Raw genomic sequence first — 17,861 nt, forward strand, 5'->3', positions numbered from 1 at the left:
CAGAAGAAACCGTCCTTGCGCTGTTCAGCGGGAGGGCGGTTTTTTGCATGCATATGGGAATCACATATTAACTCGCCTGTTTCACAGGTATGGAGGAGGCAGGTTTGCGGAAAGACAGGATCAGCCAGAAGCAATGTGCAGCCAGCACAGCCAGAATAAGCAGATCGATGAGCAGATCATACCCCGATAAGGTGCTGGAATTGGCATTGCCGACAAACTGGATGAAATTATGTATGAAGTGGAAAAAGATTAACGGAAGAATATTGTTGTTCTTGAGCATCAGGAGTACAAGTACAGCGCCGATCAGCAGGGCATAGACCACTTGCAGCACAGTTTGGGGGACGCTTTGGCCGCCGATTGCATTTAGCATATGGGTGACGGAGAAAAGAATACTGGAGGTGATGACCGCAGTTGTGACCCCTTTTGCCAGCAGCGTCTTGAAGATCAGTCCGCGGTACAGCGTTTCTTCCACAAAGCCAACAAGCAAAGTAAACGCCAGATAATACATGACTTCGGAGATGCTGATGTCCTGAAACCCTTTGAGCAGAATAATCAGCAGAATGATCAGCAGCGGCGCGTAATACTTCCGGTTCTCTGAAGGAATTGTACTCAGCGGGCGAAAGCCCAGATACCCCCATTTGCGCTTCAGCGTCATATATAGAACCAGGGCCAATGCAATCGGAATAAAGGCAAACAGGGCAGGTGAATATTCAAGCTCATTCATAGTTACATAAGCTCCGGCGGCGATCAAAGCGAATGTAAGCAGCACTTCAATAATAACGACAGTTAATACGGGACGCTTTTGTGAAAAAGATGCCTTACTTTGCGGATTCATCATGTTTCAAATCCTTCCTCTCCTTAATATCCTTCAGCCACTGCTTTTCCATTTCAAAATGCTTCAGCCCGTAAGACAGGACGGACAGACGGTAGTGATAATCTCCGGGATTCGGAAGATGCTTCAGCTCCTCCGCCACAATGCCCTGAACCGTCTCCAGCGTCCGGATTTCCTGCTCGGTCTTGAACAGATATTCTCCCAGCCGGAGCTGGCGGGTCTCCTCATCCAGATAATCATAAAAGAAAATACGGATCAGCTGCTCATTGCGTCCTCCCTGGGACGGTCCGGCCAGCCAGTCCAGAAAATGCTTCTGTCCGCTTGGCAGCAGTGTATACAGCTTCTTGTTCTTGCTGTTATCCGTTTCGGTCAGGGAGACCAGTTCCTTATCACTCAGCCGCTTTAATGCGGGATAAAGACTGCCGTAGCTGGCTGTGTAAAATGTGCCTACAGAGCTGTCGATATTCTTCTTCAGGTCGTAGCCGCTCATTGTCCCTTCCATCAGCAGGCCCAGGATGATATTTTCAAGCATTTGCACACCTCAATGTATCTATTTGATATATCAACTCGATATGTTTATAATTACATTTATTTGAATAATAGTCAAGGATTATTTTGGATAAAATAAACAAATCAAAAAAGCTGCTCCTGTCGCATTCCGGAGGAATGCTGGAACAGCTTCATCATATGGGACCGGTGTTTAATTTATACCTTCAGGTTCCCGTGCTTCAAGGAGGAGTTCTCGATCTGCAGCGTCGCATGCTGGATGCCGAACTTCTCTTCCACCAGAGTGACTGCCTGCTGGAGAACAGTCTGGTGATCCTTGTGGTCCTCAATCAGCAGATGGCCGCTCAGCGCATCCAGACCGGAAGTGATGGACCAGATATGCAGGTCATGCACATCGATTACCCCGTCAATCTGCAGAAAATCCTCCTTAACCTCGTTGATGTCCACTGAAGGCGGAGTACCCTCCATCAGAATGTGGAAAGCCTGCTTCATTACGCCCCATGCTCCTCTGAGGATCAGCAGGGCTACAATGACACTGATGATCGGATCAGCGATATACCAGGAGAACAGCTGCATAATGAGCCCGGCCAGCAGCGCGCCCACCGAGCCGAGAGCATCGCTGATGACATGCAGATAAGCGCTGCGGACATTGATGTTCTCTTTGACATTGCTCTTGCGCATCAGCGACCATGCACTGATCAGATTGGCCAGCAGGCCGACTGAAGCAATGATCATCATGGTGCCGCTGGCCACCTCCGGAGGTGCAGAGAAGCGCTGGTAGGCTTCCCACATAATAAACCCGGCAATGACGAACAGTGTCACTCCATTGAACAATGCAGCCATGATCTCGAACCGGTAGAATCCATAGGTATTTTTCCGGGAAGGGGGCTTTACGGCAAAGATCATCGCCACAAGGCTCAAAGCCAGCGAAACCGTGTCGCCAAGCATATGCCCGGAGTCTGACAGCAGGGCAAGACTGTCTGTAATCAAGCCGCCGAAGAACTCCAGCAGCATAATGCCTCCGGTGATGATAAGGGCGATGACCAGCCCTTTTTTGCTGTCAGGTGCATGGGAGTGGCTGTGGCCATGAGCATGACTGTGGGAATGGTTATGCCCGTGTCCTTGGTTATGTACATTTTGATGCGAATGGCTGTGAGGATGTTCATCCTTGTGATCGTGCCCGTGGTCATGATGGTGGTGTTTGTTCATGATAAGTACCCCTTCCGAAATACATATGAATGATTGCTCATATGTTAATAATATAACCGTAAATCATGAATTACAAGACCTTGCTTATGAAAAAAACTGGCGGTTTACAGCAAGGCCTGCCGCAGCTGTGGAATGCCTCCAAACCTTTCGGCGGCGATCACCTTATCTTTTTAAACAAATGAATGAACTATGCAGCGGTTCATTGACACTCCAAGTTTCAGGGGCATATAATATGCGTAAGTAAACATATGAACAAATACTCATATATAGATTTTACCAAAGGGAGTGAGTGTTTTGAATACGGCGGAGGGACAGATAAGACGTCAGTGGGTACTTGAGGGCCTGGACTGCGCAAATTGCGCGCTGAAGATCGAGAACAAGGTGAAGAAAATTGAGGGTGTCTCCTCCTGCTCTGTGAATTTTGCCATGAAGATGATGACGCTGGAGACCGCTGCTGCTTCTGCAGATACGGTGTCGGAGGAAGCGAAACGGACCGTGACTTCGCTTGAGCCCCATGTGAAACTGAAGGAAGTGCAGTCCGGAAAGAAAAGGGTAAAGTCCCCGGTCTTAGTTCATGGAGCCCGCACTGCAGAGGGGCATGTACACAGTCACAGTCATGATTCTGCGGCAGGGCATGAACATCATCATGAAGCGGATGGCAGCCATAGTCATGATCAGGCAGAGCATGGCCATTCCCACAGCCATGAGCACGGGGAAGGCGAAACAAGGCGTATTCTGCTGCGGCTCGGCGGGAGTATTGTGCTGGCTGCTGCCGGCATGTTTTTGCCTGTCAGCGGGAGTGTGGAGCTGCTGCTGTTTCTGGCGGCTTATCTGATTGCCGGTGCGGATGTCATCCTCTCGGCAGGACGAAATATTGTCCGAGGCAGGGTGTTCGACGAGAACTTCCTGATGGCGCTGGCCACGATAGGGGCATTTGTCATCGGCGAATATCCGGAAGGCGTCGCGGTTATGCTCTTCTATCAGATCGGTGAGCTGTTCCAGGGAATGGCGGTTAACCGTTCGCGCCGTTCGATTACCGCGCTGATGGACATCCGGCCGGAATTCGCCTATCTCCAGGAAGGCGGAAATCTGAGACGTGTCTCCCCGGAGGAAGTTGCAATAGGTGACATTATCAGGGTCAAACCGGGTGAGAAGGTTCCGCTTGACGGAATCATTATTGAGGGCAGCGCCATGATGGATACCTCGGCGCTGACCGGTGAATCGGTGCCCCGTTCAGCAGGGCCGGGCAGCGAGGTGCTCAGCGGATTCATTAACCGCAACGGCGTGATTACGGTCAAGGTCACCAGGGAATTCGGAGAATCAGCAGTTTCAAAGATCCTTGAGCTGGTGCAGAATGCTTCCAATAACAAAGCAAAAACTGAAAATTTTATTACGCGATTTGCACGTTCCTATACACCGGTTGTAGTCATTACAGCGCTGCTGCTCGCTGTCGTTCCGCCGCTTGTCATCAGCGGCGCCGGCTTCCAGGACTGGATCTACCGGGCATTGGTCTTCCTTGTTATTTCCTGTCCTTGTGCGCTGGTTGTATCTATTCCGCTCGGGTTCTTTGGAGGGATTGGCGCAGCATCGCGGAGCGGAATTCTCGTCAAGGGCAGCAATTTCCTGGAGGCACTGAATGATGCGAAGATTGTCGTCTTCGACAAAACAGGGACGCTGACCAAGGGCCAGTTCAAAGTGAACGGGCTTTACCCGTCCCCGGGGATGACCGAAGCTGAGCTGCTGGAAACAGCCGCTTATGCGGAGAGCCATTCCAGCCACCCGATTGCCGAATCGGTCCGTGCGGCCTATGGCAAAGAGATTTCCGACGGGGCAGTTACCGATTATGATGAGATTTCAGGACACGGGATATCGGCAACCGTGAACGGCAGAGCTGTGCTTGCCGGAAATGCACGGCTCATGGAACGTGAGGGGATTAGAGCCGCGGCTCCGGAGCAAACCGGAACAGTCATTCATCTGGCAGTAGATAAGCTGTATGCCGGATACGTCGTCATAGCCGATGAGGTGAAGGATGATGCCCTTCAAGCGATTCGCGCGCTGGAGGCCCAGGGAGTCCGCAAGACGGTTATGCTGACAGGAGACTCTGCATCAGTCGCGGAAGCTGTCGGGCAGCAGCTGGGAATCGGGGAGGTACACGCCGGGCTTCTGCCCCAGCATAAGGTGGAGGCCATTGAACGGCTCGAGAAGGAGAAACAGCCGCGGGAGAAGATTATTTTTGTCGGTGACGGGATTAATGACACACCGGTGCTGGCCAGAGCTGATGTCGGCATAGCCATGGGCGGGCTGGGCTCGGATGCAGCAATTGAAGCTGCGGATGTGGTTTTAATGACCGATGAGCCTTCAAAGGTCGCCGCTGCCATCGGAATTGCCAGACGTACACGGCGGATTGTGTGGCAGAACATCATTTTTGCGCTGGGGGTAAAAGGAATCTTCCTGCTGCTGGGCGCCTTCGGCATCGCCACGATGTGGGAAGCGGTATTCTCGGACGTGGGGGTTACCGTACTGGCTGTGCTTAACAGTATCCGGGCGCTAAAGCCGCCTAAGATGGTATAAAACTTTAAATAATAACGTCATATGGGCAAATATGAAAAAGTAAGCCTTTTAGAACCCAATATATGGGTCTTGAGGCTTATTTTTTATTTTGTTCCTAATACAATTTGTCTGTTTCTGCCGATATAACAATAAGGATTTACAGCAATTGGAAGACTGTGATTATTACTGCTGGGAGGAACTAAAGTGGAACAGAAGGAACCCGAGGGAATGAAACGCAAAAAAATGAAAATGAATGAAAAACCGCGAAAATTGAACAAGGCAGCATCAAAACCGGACAAGCCAGCCTCCATCCAGAGAAAATGGTCGGCGGTCATACTGGCCATAGCCATTGTACCGCTGCTGGGAGCTACGGTCTTTTTTATGCAATACTTTGGCGGTGTGGTGAAGTCGGACAGTAAAGAACAGGCACAGAGCATTCTGGACATGAATACTTCAAGGCTGGGGGAATGGCTGCAGTCCAAGACAACAAGAGTACAGGGGCTTATTGCCGCACATCCGGAGTTTGACCCTTCCAGGCCGCAGACGATTTTTCCCGTGGTGAAGGTGCTGGAGGAAAGCGACAAGCAGGCGGAAGGCTACAGCGTAATTAATAAGGACGGCGTGCTGATCAACGCGATGAATCTGACCGCAGATATGGGAACGGCTGATTATTTTCTGAAGGCCAAAGAAAGCCTTGCCCCGGCTGTGGCAGACATGTCGTTTCTTGAGCCGCTGAATAAATATATCATTCCGGTAATCGTTCCTGTTGTTGATGAGGCGCAGCAGTTTTCAGGAGGGGTGGCTTTTTCAGTTACACCGGAAATTATCATTGAGATGGCGAAGAACATCCATGTTGCCGAGACCGGATACGGCTATGTGATCTCGGGAAAAGGTGAATACTATACATATACGGATACAAGCCGCATTGGAAAAAATATTGCCGACTATGCCCGGGAACCGCAGGTAAAGAAGGCTGTAGATTCCATTCTTGGACGCGAGAGCGGTACAGAAACCTATGAAGGGGAAAACGGCGAAACCATAATTACATATTTCAAAACCGTTCCGGGAACGGATTGGAAGCTGCTGATCAGTGTTCCCGAAAGCGAAATTTATGCCAAGGTCACTTCAGCGCAGCAGCTGGCCGTTATATTCGGAATTATCGTCATTCTGATTGTAGTATTGGTCTCCTTGTATCTGACACGGCGGATTGTAAAACCGATTGTAGCCGTATCCGGTGTGATGGCAAGAGTGGCTGAAGGCCGGCTGGGTGAGCGGGTAGCGGTCCATTCCAATGACGAAATCGGACAGATGAGCCGCAGCATTAATCATATGATCGAGTCGCTGGCCGGGATTGTCAGCAAGATCGACACTACGGTGGCGGAAGTAGCCGTGTCTGCCGAAGGGCTGCTGGATTATGCCAACCAGTCGTCCGGCACATCAGCTGAGATTGCTGTAGTGATCCAGGAAGTAGCAAATGGAATGGAAGAGCAGTTCAGGGGGTCAGAGCAGTCAGCACGGGCTACGGAAGAGATGGCGATCGGGCTGCAAAGGATTGCCGAATCCTCTGTAAGCGTGTCGGATCAGGCCGAGGCAGTCAGCACGGAGGTTGAGAACGGTTATCTGGAAATCCGGTCCACGCTGGAGCAAATGACAGTGATCAGTGCTGCGGCAGGCCAGACGGCAGAACTGATCGGCTCCCTCTCCCGGCAGTCCGAACAGATTGGACAAATCGTCGATGTAATTTCTGAAATCGCCAATCAGACCGGGCTGTTGTCCTTGAATGCTTCGATTGAAGCAGCCAGAGCCGGTGAGCATGGGCGGGGTTTTGGTGTCGTGGCGAATGAAGTGAAGAAGCTGGCGGAGCGGACGAATACATCTATTGTACATATTATCGATGTAATCAAACAGATTCAGGCTTCGACTGCAGATGCTGCTTTGTCGATGGAGAAGAGTATTGCCGAAATTGGTGACGGTATGGGCAGGATGAAGAATGTCGGTGCAGCCTTTGAGCATATCCGCTCCTCAATGCGCGAAGTCTCACTGCAGATCCAGGATGTGTCGGCTATCAATGAACAGATGTCTGCCGGTACAGAAGAAATTACAGCCTCAGTCTCCGATATGCTGACCATTGCCAAGACTTCAGCTGATAATGCACAGTCGGTCGCCCGCGCCTCAAGCGACCAGAAGGAGCTTATGAACAAGGTTGTAAATTCTGCGGAATCATTAAATATGATGATGTCCGAGCTGAAGCAAGAGATTGAGAACTTCCGGTAATTAAAAAGGATGGACAAGAAATCCCCCTCTGCCCATGAAGCGAAGTGAGCGAAGGGGGATTTCTGGTTTTCTAGACGGTCTCTTCCAGATTCAGACGGTTGATGCTGGACCGGATAATGCTGCAGGAAGCATTGAATTTGGCATACTCCTCTTCGCTGAGATTCAGCTCAAGCAGCTCCTGAATCCCGCTGCCGCTGATGATAGCCGGCGCCCCTGCGCATACATCATACTGTCCATATTCGCCGTTAAGGATGGCGGAGACGGCAATGATCTTATGTTCATCGTTCAGAATGGAGCGGGTGATGTAAGCCAGCGCACTGCCGATGCCGAAATGCGTAGAGCCTTTGCGTGTGAAGATCTCCCACCCGGCATCCTTCGTCTTGCGGGCCAGGTCATCCAGGTCCAGATCCTTGAAACGTTCGCGGTGCTGCTGCATAATCTGCAGCAGCGGCTTGCCGCCGATCGTTACATGCGACCAGGCGACGAACTGGGATTCGCCATGCTCGCCAAGCGCATAACCGTTTACGCTGCGGGGATCAATGGAGAATACATCCGACAAAAGCGTCTTCAGGCGGGAAGAGTCAATGGAGGTTCCGGTGCCGATGACGCGGTGGCGGGGCAGCCCGGATATTTTCCATACCATATAGGTAACAACATCGACTGGATTGGCAGCCACCACGAAGATGCCGTCAAATCCGCCGGCCATAATTTCTGTAACAATACTTTTAGTAATCACTGCAGCATCGTCCAGGACGTCCATTCTTGTCTGACCCGGCTTGGGGTTGGCGCCTGCTGTCAGAATAACGACATCCATTGCACCGCAATCCGCTGCAGTACCTGCATATACTTTGGTGCGCGTTCCGGTGAAATCCATGCAGTGCGAGAGGTCCAGCGCCTGTGCCATGGCGCGGTCATAGGTGCGGTCGACCATCATGATCTCATCACAAATAGCCTGGTTAACCATAGAATAAGCACAGCTGGAGCCTACCATGCCGGAGCCGACGATCGCCACTTTTCTCGATTTCGTTTTCAATTGCCTGATCCTCACTCTCTGAAAGTAATACCTGGTCTGCTCTTCCATGCCGAAGCCGTTCATGCAGCTGTCCGTGGAAGATCATGCTAAGTATGCATATATTTTAACTGATCTGACCGCAAGTTACCTGACATGGATATGAAATAACACGGGAGTTACATGCTTTTTCGGACACAAATATCATGTGAAGTGAGGTATTTCCGGGCGGTTTATATCTACATTGTATGCAGACCATCAAAAAGAGAGCTTACCGGCATTAAAAAAGAGCATTCACTACGCCCCGTAGGCCTGTTGAATACTCTTCCGTTTCTGGTTACCCCCGCGGATGCGCAATTGTTGGCTCGGGCGGAACCATACGGGTGTAGCGTCTGTACATAAACACTCTCCAGTGCAGAATCATGCCGAAGGCCAGAATAAAGAATAAGCCGCCGGACTGCGGAATGGAGATGTACCGGTTAATAAATTCATGCAGCAGCGTGCGGACCAGCAGCAGTCCGAGCAGAATAAAGGCAAAGCTCTTGGAGCGCCGGGCGTAGATCTGGCCGTCCCGTTGCTCGAATTTTGTGGTGCTTATCAGCGGATAGGCAAAGATGAACCAGCCGATCAGGAAAGCGGCAGCTGCCCACCATAACGGAAACCGGACTTCAGGTACAACAAACATGGCAAAGCCGGTCGACATGCCGAGGGGAGGAATCCATATTTTGCGGATCGTCACCGGGCGGTCACTTGCCTTCAGACGGATGAAAATAACCATCAGCGCCATAAACAGGGCTCCCACTGTAGAGCCTATATGCAGAAGCGAGGGGTTAATGTTGCCCATGATTCACGTTCCTCTCTGTGATTTGTATCACTTATTTCATTATTATAACAGAAAGAAGAGGGCAATACATTGAATGGAATATGGCGATTGGACCAATACAGCACCGCTTATGTAAGCCGCGTTTTTCGCACAATAAACCCGCCAGGGGATACCCTGGCGGGTTTATCAGCAAGTAAGTTTGCAGCAAATACAGATTTCGTTCTATCCATATATGCTATTACGAGCGGCTGCGTCCACCGACCGAGCGGAGGATCAGACTGACAACAAAGATCAGTACGATAGCTCCGATGAGTGAAGGGAATACGTAGAAGTCACTTACCCGAGGACCCCATTCTCCCAGCAGCATGCCGCCGAGCCAAGAACCGAGGATACCGGCGATAATGTTACCGATAATACCTCCCGGAATGTCTCTGCCCATAATCAGACCGGCCAACCAACCGATAACGCCGCCTACAATCAACATCCATAAAAAACTCATTGCAATTCAGCTCCTTTTGTGTTTGTGTATCGTTCGATGGTAACTATTAACCTCATGTTCGGCATTTAAACCATGTGTAAAATATTGCCGTAGATCTTGTAATCAGTATTTCAGTATGCCCTAAAATATGCAGTTTAACCCCGTTGAGGTGCTGGGTATATAAACATGTTATAGTAAAAATCAAGGACAGATGAAGCTCCGTCAGAGGGCTGACATGAGTGAACTTCATGCTGTTCAGGGTATATATATAGTAATAGGGAATCATAAGGAGATGAAGCTATGGAACAGCCTAATGAAGTATTATTTTATGCCGGGACTTATAATTCCAAAGAAGAAGAAGCTATTCTGCTGGGGGCCCTGAACAAGGATACAGGGGAAATGAGGATTTTGCACGGAACCAGGGGGATAGAGGGGCCATCCTATCTGGCAGTCAACAGTACAGGAGATGTGCTGTATGCAGTAAGCGAGCAGGATGAGGGTGAGGTTCATGCCTTTGCGATTGATTCCGGCAGCAAAGCGCTGACTCCGCTTGGCTCAAGACCTACAGAAGGCGGCGCTCCCTGTTATGTATCCATAAGCCCGCAAGGTGACTACATATACGTTGCCAACTACTCAGGTGCCAATGTGAACATCTTCCCTGTAAGTGATAAGGGTTCAATTGGGGAGATGTCGGCCCAGGTCCGGCATGAAGGCTCGGGAATCCGTGCAGACCGCCAGGAAGCGCCGCATCCTCATTCAGTAATTCCGGACAGTACAGGCAGGCGCGTACTGGTCTGCGATCTCGGCCTTGATCAGATCGTGATCTACCGCAATGAGGACGGTAAGCTGGTTACACACCGTGAAGTGGCACTTCCTCCGGGTTCGGGACCGCGCCATCTGGCCGTCCATCCTTCGGGACAGTGGATTTACCTGATTAACGAGCTGAACAGCTCCATCACGGTTTTTGCCAATGATGAACAGCAGGGAGATCTGAGGATTCTGCAGAATGTAAGCTCCTTGCCGGACAATTATACTGCCGGCAGTGACGACACGGCTGCAGATATCCATGTATCCCCGTGCGGACGGTTCCTGTACGTCTCCAACCGCGGGCATGACAGCATTGGATTGTTCCACATTGACGCTGAGACAGGCTTGATCGAGCCTGCTGACTGGGTGAGTGCAGGCGGGCGGACGCCGCGCAATTTTGCCATTATCGGCGGGATGCTGCTGGCCGCCAACCAGAACAGTGATAACATCGTCTCCTTCAGAATCGACAAGGAGACCGGCCGGCTGATTCCGACCGGTAATGAGCTGGCAGTTCCGTCCCCGGTCTGCCTGAAATCCCTCTAAAAATGAAGAGCCGTCCCTTCCACCGGTAATGGCGGAAGGGGCGGCTTTCGGATTTTTAAAATAAATATGAGTTCTGGTTAATGCAAGCCTTCAATGCCTACAGGAGCGCTGTAGAAGCCGATATCATCCAGCATGATTTTGTCGCCGGATTCCTGTAAATAGAATGTAACTTCAGTCAGATTATCCGGTTCAAGCGCCGGCTCTTCCTCCAGAAACAGCTCAAACGGCAGTTCATAGGTCTGGAACACCGCTTCCGATACATCGCCGTATTTGCCGTCACTCATCCGCTCCTCCAGCCATGGATTCAGAGTGAACTTAGTCTGCGGCAGCGGCATAACGTCCATAACCTCATCCAGAGGCAGGCGCGCAGTCACATTATTGCCGTCCGTAATTTCAACTTCAACATCGGGTGATAATGAACCCTCTGTTTCAGTGCTGCCCGCGTTATCCGTATCATCATCCCCGTCATCTTCCTCATTATAACCGTTATGGTTGGCCATGGAGAAGGTGAGTCCTTCAGCAGCGCTGCGGGCAATGTCCGAGGACACGTTCTCTTTGAGTCTGATCGTATATGAAGCTTCGCCGCTCTCATCCGCTGTCCGTTCCAGCAGAAGGCCGTAGGTGGCTTTGCTCTTGGACTGGCGGTCCTTGGCCGTCTCTTCGCTCCAGGTGAGACCCTCGGCTTCAGCTGTTCCGCCTGCAGCCGTGTTCTTGTTGCGGTCTTCGTCAAAGGCGGCTACCGGAATGTATCCCCCGCTCTGGAACCGGTTATAGTAAGCGGTATCCGGCAGCCAGCCGGCACCGGTGCGGTAATCGCGGAACAGCTCCTGATACTGGATTTTCCCGTGCAGGGTCGTCTCGAGAAATGCCGATACATAGACCTTGGCGATCTGCCGCTGCTCCTCTCCGTCCATAATCCCGGCACGGCTGAGGAACAGCCCGGCCGGCAGCGACTGGTCATACAGTCCCCAGTCTGTGTTGAACTGGCTGTGATTGGCATCTGCGATGTACAGCGAGCTCTTAAAAGCATTCGAGCCGCGCGTATAACTTGCGCGTATATACTGCCTGTCACCGTAGAAATCATGAACATCGCCGTCACGCGCACCCTGCAGAGTCAAATAATTCACATCAACCAGCTTGGCCGACTGCTCATCGATTAATTTATCTGTAGGCGCCAGTGCAATAACGGATTGGATCCGGAACTGCTTCGCCGCAGCCAGCGCGGGATCATTCTTGAACCAGCGGGCGGCATCCGCAGCCATGGCTACGGCCTGTCCTCCGCGGCTGTGCCCCAGCAGGGCGGTCCGGGTATAATCGACTTTACCGTAAAAAGGATTCCCGGGTTTCTCTGCATAGCCGGCAATCTGCTCGAGATGCTTGAGGATCATCCATGTGCGTGCTTTAAAATCATTATCGGGAATGCCTGACCATGCTGAATAATTCAAAAAATTCTCATCCAGAGAGACTGCAATAAAGCCCCGGCTGGCCAGCAGCTCACCCAGGTAAGCATAACCTCCGTCAGAGTAGTCCTCCATCATATGGTTGCCGTGCACCATCAGCACCAGCGGAAAGGGACCGGTGCCATCCGGCATCCATACCCGTCCATTTAGAGGCAGCGATTTGTAATCGAAGCCCCAGAACAGGGTCCGGAGCGTGGGCCACTTAGAGATATAGGCGGAAGCATCCACCGGGGAAGACTCCAGTGTGACTTCCCGTCCGTACTCGGCGCGGTGCAGATCCCGGCCGCTGCCATATGTGAAGTTATAGTATGTGTAATCCCCGGGTTCAGCAGGGTCCGCGGCGGAAATCGACCCAATATCAGCATTCGCGGACGGGGCAGTGTCCTGGACGGCCCCGCTGGAACTCCCGTAAGACAAAACCAGCGGTGACAGGACAATTGCAATTGTCAGCAGCAGTCCGGGCATTATCCGTCTGCAGCGGAGCAGGCCTGCCGCAAGTCCGGCAAACGCGCCGGCAAGTGACGCAATTCCTGCAATAACAGCGGCTGCCTCCGGTTCGAAATCGGCGAAGTACAGGATTAGCATAACCGCTCCGAATGCGCTGAGCGAGGCTCCCGCAAACAGCCGGGGGACCGGAATCCCGGCAAGTGCCAGCAGCAGGGCAGCTGCATTGCCGGCAAGGGCCAGTCCAATCGTACCAGCCCCGGCGGCAAGGATTAAATCCGCAGCGGTTCCCAGGCCGGTGGGGATGCCCAGAATGGCTGCCATAAATATGAGAACACTTACAGCCCATGGGCCTGCGAGTGCCATTCTCCAGAGCGCGGTGTCATACCGGTAGGTTTCCTTGATCCGCTTTGCAATGTTACTTCCAATACGCCTGTACAGCCGCGGCCGCTGCGGCGCAGGAGCATACTCCAAATCCATTCCCATGATTGTCGCCCCCGGCATTTAAGCAGTGATTTCTTCTGTCTTTTTTTGACCTATAAGATGTAGCAATAATATTACATTTAGAGCCCCAATAACAAGTGGGTCTTGCAGGAACAGCCGCCATCTGCTGCCGGGGGACGGGGAACTGCAGGACCTTGATTTTTTTTTGAAAAAAAGGTTTGACAGGGCATGGAGCATTCAGTATTATGTCTGTATAACCTACTAATTAGGTAGGAATAATTGTATAAGAGTTCTTACCGTACCGACGGAGGAACGCCCGGAGCAGGCTCGCAGATACGTGTCATATGACCGATTTGACCTGCCGAACCCGGGCATTCCTCCGTTCTTTTTTTGCAGCATGAACCTTCAGAGAAGTTGGCAGGCCTTAAATGTAAGAGAAAACATGGGGGAGTGATTGGTGATGAAAAAAGGGATCAAGAAGGGGCTTATCTCCGGATTTACACTACTGTTGACGGTGGGGCTCACTGCTTGCGGAAGCAATAATACTGCCAATAACAACGCAGGTTCTTCAGCGGAATCAGCGGGATCCGGGAATGCTGCTGCCACTCAGGCAGCTGCTGCAGAAGCAACCAAAGCGCCGGCTAAAGACCCGGTGGAGCTGCTGAATGTATCTTATGATCCTACGCGGGAGCTTTATGAGAGTTACAACAAGGCATTTGCCGCTTACTGGGAGCAGGAAACAGGCCAGAAGGTTACGGTCAAACAGTCGCATGGCGGATCAGGTAAACAAAGCCGTGCCGTAATTGACGGTCTGGAAGCAGATGTAGTAACACTCGCACTGGGCTACGATATAGACGCACTGCAGGAAACCGGCCTCATTAATGAAGGCTGGCAAAATAAATTTGAGCTTAACAGCTCGCCGTATACTTCGACAATCGTATTCCTTGTCCGCAAAGGCAATCCGAAAGGCATTCAGGACTGGCCGGACCTGCTTAAGGAAGGCGTAGAAGTGATTACACCTAACCCGAAAACCTCCGGTGGTGCTCGCTGGAACTATCTTGCCGCCTGGGGCTACGCCCTGGATCACAATAACAACGATGAAGCTAAAGCACAGGAATTCGTCCAGGAGCTGTTCAAGCATGTACCGGTGCTGGATACCGGGGCGCGCGGATCGACGACCACCTTTGTAGAGCGCGGAATTGGCGATGTGCTGATTGCCTGGGAGAATGAGGCGTACCTGTCCATCAAAGAGCTTGGCCCCGATAAGTTTGAAATCGTAAATCCGTCCGAGAGCATTCTGGCCGAGCCGCCGGTTGCGGTAGTCGACAAGGTGGTGGATAAAAGAGATACACGCGAGGTATCCGAAGCCTATCTCAATTACCTGTACAGTGAGGAAGGACAAAAAATAGCCGCAGAAAACTACTACCGTCCTACCTTGGAAAGTGTGAAGGAACAGTACAAGGAGCAGTTCCCGGAAATCAAGCTGTTCACGCTGGCCGAGAAATTCGGGACATGGAAAGAAACGCAGGAGAAGCATTTCAATGACGGCGGAATCTTCGACAAAATTTACGTTCCGGGCAGCTAAAGAGGCCCGGATAAAGCTGGGGCCTTCATGCCCCGGCTTTGTAATGGATTCCGGCAGGCGCAGAGGGTTCAGGAAAGTTGTCCCGTGAGGGTGCTGATCGGCCTATAAGCCGAAGGCAGGAAAGGATGAAGACGTACATGAATGTCACTACTACGGCTGTTGCGCGGCGCAAGCTGCTGCCCGGCTTCGGAATTACGATGGGCTATAGCGTACTGTATTTAAGCCTCGTCGTTCTGCTGCCGCTCTCAGCGCTGCTGTTCAATTCCACCGGGCTGACCTGGGGGAAATTCTGGGATGTAGCTACAGACCCGCGGGTGCTGGCTTCCTACCGGGTCAGTCTGACGACGGCAGCCGCTGCGGCATTAACCAATGCTTTTTTCGGCCTGCTGCTGGCCTGGGTTCTGGTGCGTTATGAGTTTCCGGGCAAAAGAATTTTCGATGCGCTGATCGATCTCCCGTTTGCGCTTCCGACAGCTGTAGCGGGTGTCTCCTTAACCGCGCTGTATTCCCAGAACGGCTGGATCGGTTCGCTGCTTGAACCCTTGGGGCTGAAGGTGGCCTTCACGCCGCTGGGCATTACGCTCGCGCTGATGTTTATCGGCATTCCCTTTGTAGTCCGTACTGTACAGCCCGTGCTGGAGGATCTCGACAGAGACATGGAGGAGGCTTCGGCTACATTGGGTGCGGGACGCTGGCGTACTTTTACGCGGATTGTCCTGCCGGAGCTGCTTCCTGCACTGCTCACCGGCTTCGCGCTGGCCTTCGCCAGAGGGATCGGGGAATACGGCTCGGTAGTCTTCATCTCCGGCAATATGCCGATGCGCACAGAAATTGCCCCGCTGCTGATCATGACCAAGCTGGAGCAGTTTGATTACGCCGGAGCAACGGCAGTAGCCCTGCTGCTGCTGCTGATTTCCTTCCTGATGCTGCTGGTCATCAACATGCTCCAGCGCTGGGCACGCAAAAGCTCGCGGTAGGCGCAGAGACTGGCGGGAAATACGGATATGCTTCCGGGATGGGGGTAACGCTCACAAAAATTAAGCGTATGCTTCCGAAGTGATTTTTGCCGAAGTGAGTCAAAGAAGCGGTTCTTGCATAAATTAGGCGTATGCTTCCGGGGCGATTTTTGTACGAAGTAAGTTCAGAAGGTAACGCTCACAAAAATTTCGGGAGGTAATCACATGGCGGGTACTGTTCCTGTCTTCGCAGCCGGGCGTAAAGCCGGCGTATCCTCTCCGGCAACGAACGAGTCACCGGCCGTTAAATGGCTGCTGATTACTGCCGCCGGGCTGGTCCTGTTGTGGCTGATTGTCCTGCCGCTGGTCGTCGTGCTGACGGAGGCGCTGAAACGTGGCCTGGACGTATACTGGGCGGCACTGACCGACCCCGACGCCGCATCGGCCTTAAGGCTGACGCTGCTCGTAGCGCTGATCACCGTTCCGCTGAATACAATATTCGGCGTGGCGGCAGCCTGGGCGGTCACCAAGTTCCGTTTTCGCGGCAAAGGATTTCTGATTACCCTGATCGATCTGCCGTTTGCCGTGTCGCCGGTCATCGGGGGGCTGATATTTATCCTCGTGTTCGGTTCGCACGGCTGGTTCGGTTCCTGGCTGAGCGATCATGACATCAAAATCGTATTTGCGCTTCCGGGGATTGTGCTGGCCACTTTGTTTGTTACCTTTCCTTTTGTAGCCCGTGAGCTCATTCCGCTGATGGAGGATCAGGGGACACAGGAAGAGGAAGCAGCGATTACACTGGGCGCGCGTGGCTGGCAGATTTTTTGGCGTGTGACCCTGCCTAATATCAAATGGGGCCTGTTATACGGGATCATTCTCTGTAATGCACGGGCGATGGGCGAGTTCGGTGCGGTGTCGGTAGTCTCGGGGCATATCCGCGGAGAGACAAACACGCTGCCGCTTCATGTCGAAATTTTATACAATGAATATCAGTTCTCGGCATCGTTCGCGGTAGCCTCACTCCTGCTGCTACTGGCGCTGGTCACGATGATCGTCAAAAGCTGGCTGCTCCGCAAAAATGATCATTGACAGCCGTTTTGGTTCCATGCTAAGTTAAAACACAGTAAACAAGTTGGTAATAACGGGATTCAAGGCGGAGAATACGCCCCTATCCGGGGAAAGGGAGGCTGGAAATGGCTAAACCACTGAAAGTGGATGAGGTATGGCTGGCGCGGATTGCAGGACTTCTGGATGACATGGAGTTCGGCTCGCTGCACATTGTGGTGCATGAAGGTCAGATTGTGCAGATGGAACGTACGGAGCGCAAACGTTTTGAGAATAGCACAGCAAATGCACGTCATAGTGGAGAGACCGGACACCGGCGTACCGATACCCGTTCTGCGGGACGCGGATAGAAGACCATTGGCCCTTATATTTTTATAAAAGCTTTATAATACAAAAAAAGAAAGGCCTTCATCGCGAAGGTCTTTCTTTTTACGTTATGGCGGCCTGGAACTGCCCAAGCTGCCTGTTTAGTAGTGCGGACGTCTGCGGGAAGAGGAGATCCCTTCGATAAGCAGAACCAGTGCGGTGACAGCGTGCATAAACCAGCCGACAAAAGGAATGAGAGCAACGACCGAGGTCACAACCCCAATGGCGTTACCGATGAACGGGCCGCGTTCTCTAAGCAGGATCACAATCGCTGCCGCATGCAGTAAAAAGGCGATTCCGAGCGGCGCCCAGCCGTAGGAAACAACAAAAGCCCCTCCGATAAACGGTATGGCCATAAAGGCCTCCAAAGTAAAGGTGCCCCACTTGAAAAGCTTGCCTAAAGAAGTCATAAATCCTTCATCCTTTCCTGTCAGTAATGGTATCAATAAAACGATCCTGTCATTTGCTGCGGTGAATGCACGGAACCTGCCGCGTTATTAGTGTATTAA

Annotated in this window: 15 protein-coding genes; 7 read left to right on the forward strand and 8 right to left on the reverse strand. The window is 52.0% G+C overall.

What is annotated here, in order from left to right; genetic code table 11:
• Positions 1-67: 67 nt before the first annotated feature.
• From C2I18_RS13915 to C2I18_RS13925, 3 genes are all read right to left on the reverse strand, one after another.
• On the reverse strand, positions 68-838 hold the full coding sequence (locus tag C2I18_RS13915) for a CPBP family intramembrane glutamic endopeptidase (protein ID WP_249901731.1): 771 nt from the start codon (positions 836-838) through the stop codon (positions 68-70).
• Positions 819-1,364, reverse strand: a complete 546-nt coding sequence (locus C2I18_RS13920; protein WP_249901732.1) for a PadR family transcriptional regulator — start codon at positions 1,362-1,364, stop codon at positions 819-821. The genes C2I18_RS13915 and C2I18_RS13920 overlap by 20 nt, the downstream gene beginning before the upstream one ends.
• Before the next feature lie 173 nt (positions 1,365-1,537).
• A complete protein-coding gene (locus C2I18_RS13925) occupies positions 1,538-2,548 on the reverse strand; it encodes a cation diffusion facilitator family transporter (protein ID WP_249901733.1) in 1,011 nt (336 codons plus the stop codon).
• Between the two features lie 294 nt (positions 2,549-2,842).
• Between C2I18_RS13925 and C2I18_RS13930 the strand changes: the two genes are divergently transcribed.
• Positions 2,843-5,119 carry a heavy metal translocating P-type ATPase gene (locus C2I18_RS13930; RefSeq protein WP_249901734.1) on the forward strand — a complete coding sequence of 759 codons (2,277 nt, stop codon included), beginning with the start codon at positions 2,843-2,845 and terminating at the stop codon, positions 5,117-5,119.
• A 183-nt stretch (positions 5,120-5,302) separates the two neighbouring features.
• Entirely contained in the window at positions 5,303-7,372 is a 2,070-nt protein-coding gene (locus C2I18_RS13935) for a methyl-accepting chemotaxis protein (protein WP_249901735.1), read from the forward strand.
• A 70-nt stretch (positions 7,373-7,442) separates the two neighbouring features.
• Here C2I18_RS13935 and C2I18_RS13940 read toward each other — a convergent pair whose 3' ends face one another.
• From C2I18_RS13940 to C2I18_RS13950, 3 genes are all read right to left on the reverse strand, one after another.
• Positions 7,443-8,405, reverse strand: a complete 963-nt coding sequence (locus tag C2I18_RS13940) for an L-lactate dehydrogenase (RefSeq protein WP_249901736.1) — start codon at positions 8,403-8,405, stop codon at positions 7,443-7,445.
• 313 nt (positions 8,406-8,718) lie between these two features.
• On the reverse strand, positions 8,719-9,225 hold the full coding sequence (locus C2I18_RS13945; RefSeq protein WP_249901737.1) for a CcdC family protein: 507 nt from the start codon (positions 9,223-9,225) through the stop codon (positions 8,719-8,721).
• A gap of 217 nt (positions 9,226-9,442) precedes the next feature.
• Complete coding sequence (locus C2I18_RS13950; protein ID WP_249901738.1) at positions 9,443-9,703, reverse strand: GlsB/YeaQ/YmgE family stress response membrane protein; 261 nt, start codon at positions 9,701-9,703, stop codon at positions 9,443-9,445.
• 279 nt (positions 9,704-9,982) lie between these two features.
• On the opposite strand from C2I18_RS13950, the gene C2I18_RS13955 reads away from it, so the two are divergent.
• Complete coding sequence (locus C2I18_RS13955) at positions 9,983-11,032, forward strand: lactonase family protein (RefSeq protein WP_249901739.1); 1,050 nt, start codon at positions 9,983-9,985, stop codon at positions 11,030-11,032.
• A gap of 77 nt (positions 11,033-11,109) precedes the next feature.
• Here the strand turns inward: C2I18_RS13955 and C2I18_RS13960 are convergent, their stop codons facing one another.
• A complete protein-coding gene (locus tag C2I18_RS13960) occupies positions 11,110-13,422 on the reverse strand; it encodes an alpha/beta hydrolase family protein (protein ID WP_249901740.1) in 2,313 nt (770 codons plus the stop codon).
• A 418-nt stretch (positions 13,423-13,840) separates the two neighbouring features.
• On the opposite strand from C2I18_RS13960, the gene C2I18_RS13965 reads away from it, so the two are divergent.
• The 4 genes from C2I18_RS13965 (at position 13,841) to C2I18_RS13980 (ending at position 17,336) form a co-directional block, all read left to right on the forward strand.
• Positions 13,841-14,965, forward strand: a complete 1,125-nt coding sequence (locus C2I18_RS13965) for a sulfate ABC transporter substrate-binding protein (RefSeq protein WP_249901741.1) — start codon at positions 13,841-13,843, stop codon at positions 14,963-14,965.
• 125 nt (positions 14,966-15,090) lie between these two features.
• Positions 15,091-15,942 carry a sulfate ABC transporter permease subunit CysT gene (gene cysT / locus C2I18_RS13970; protein WP_249901742.1) on the forward strand — a complete coding sequence of 284 codons (852 nt, stop codon included), beginning with the start codon at positions 15,091-15,093 and terminating at the stop codon, positions 15,940-15,942.
• 204 nt (positions 15,943-16,146) lie between these two features.
• Positions 16,147-17,010, forward strand: coding sequence for a sulfate ABC transporter permease subunit CysW (cysW, locus tag C2I18_RS13975; protein ID WP_249901743.1), 864 nt, complete (start codon positions 16,147-16,149; stop codon positions 17,008-17,010).
• 104 nt (positions 17,011-17,114) lie between these two features.
• Positions 17,115-17,336: a YezD family protein gene (locus C2I18_RS13980; RefSeq protein WP_249901744.1), complete on the forward strand. Its 222-nt coding sequence runs from the start codon at positions 17,115-17,117 to the stop codon at positions 17,334-17,336.
• Positions 17,337-17,453: 117 nt separating this feature from the next.
• Here the strand turns inward: C2I18_RS13980 and C2I18_RS13985 are convergent, their stop codons facing one another.
• A complete protein-coding gene (locus C2I18_RS13985) occupies positions 17,454-17,762 on the reverse strand; it encodes a hypothetical protein (RefSeq protein WP_249901745.1) in 309 nt (102 codons plus the stop codon).
• Positions 17,763-17,861: the final 99 nt, after the last annotated feature.

The sequence above is a fragment of the Paenibacillus sp. PK3_47 genome, from assembly GCF_023520895.1.
GTDB lineage: Bacteria > Bacillota > Bacilli > Paenibacillales > Paenibacillaceae > Paenibacillus_AQ.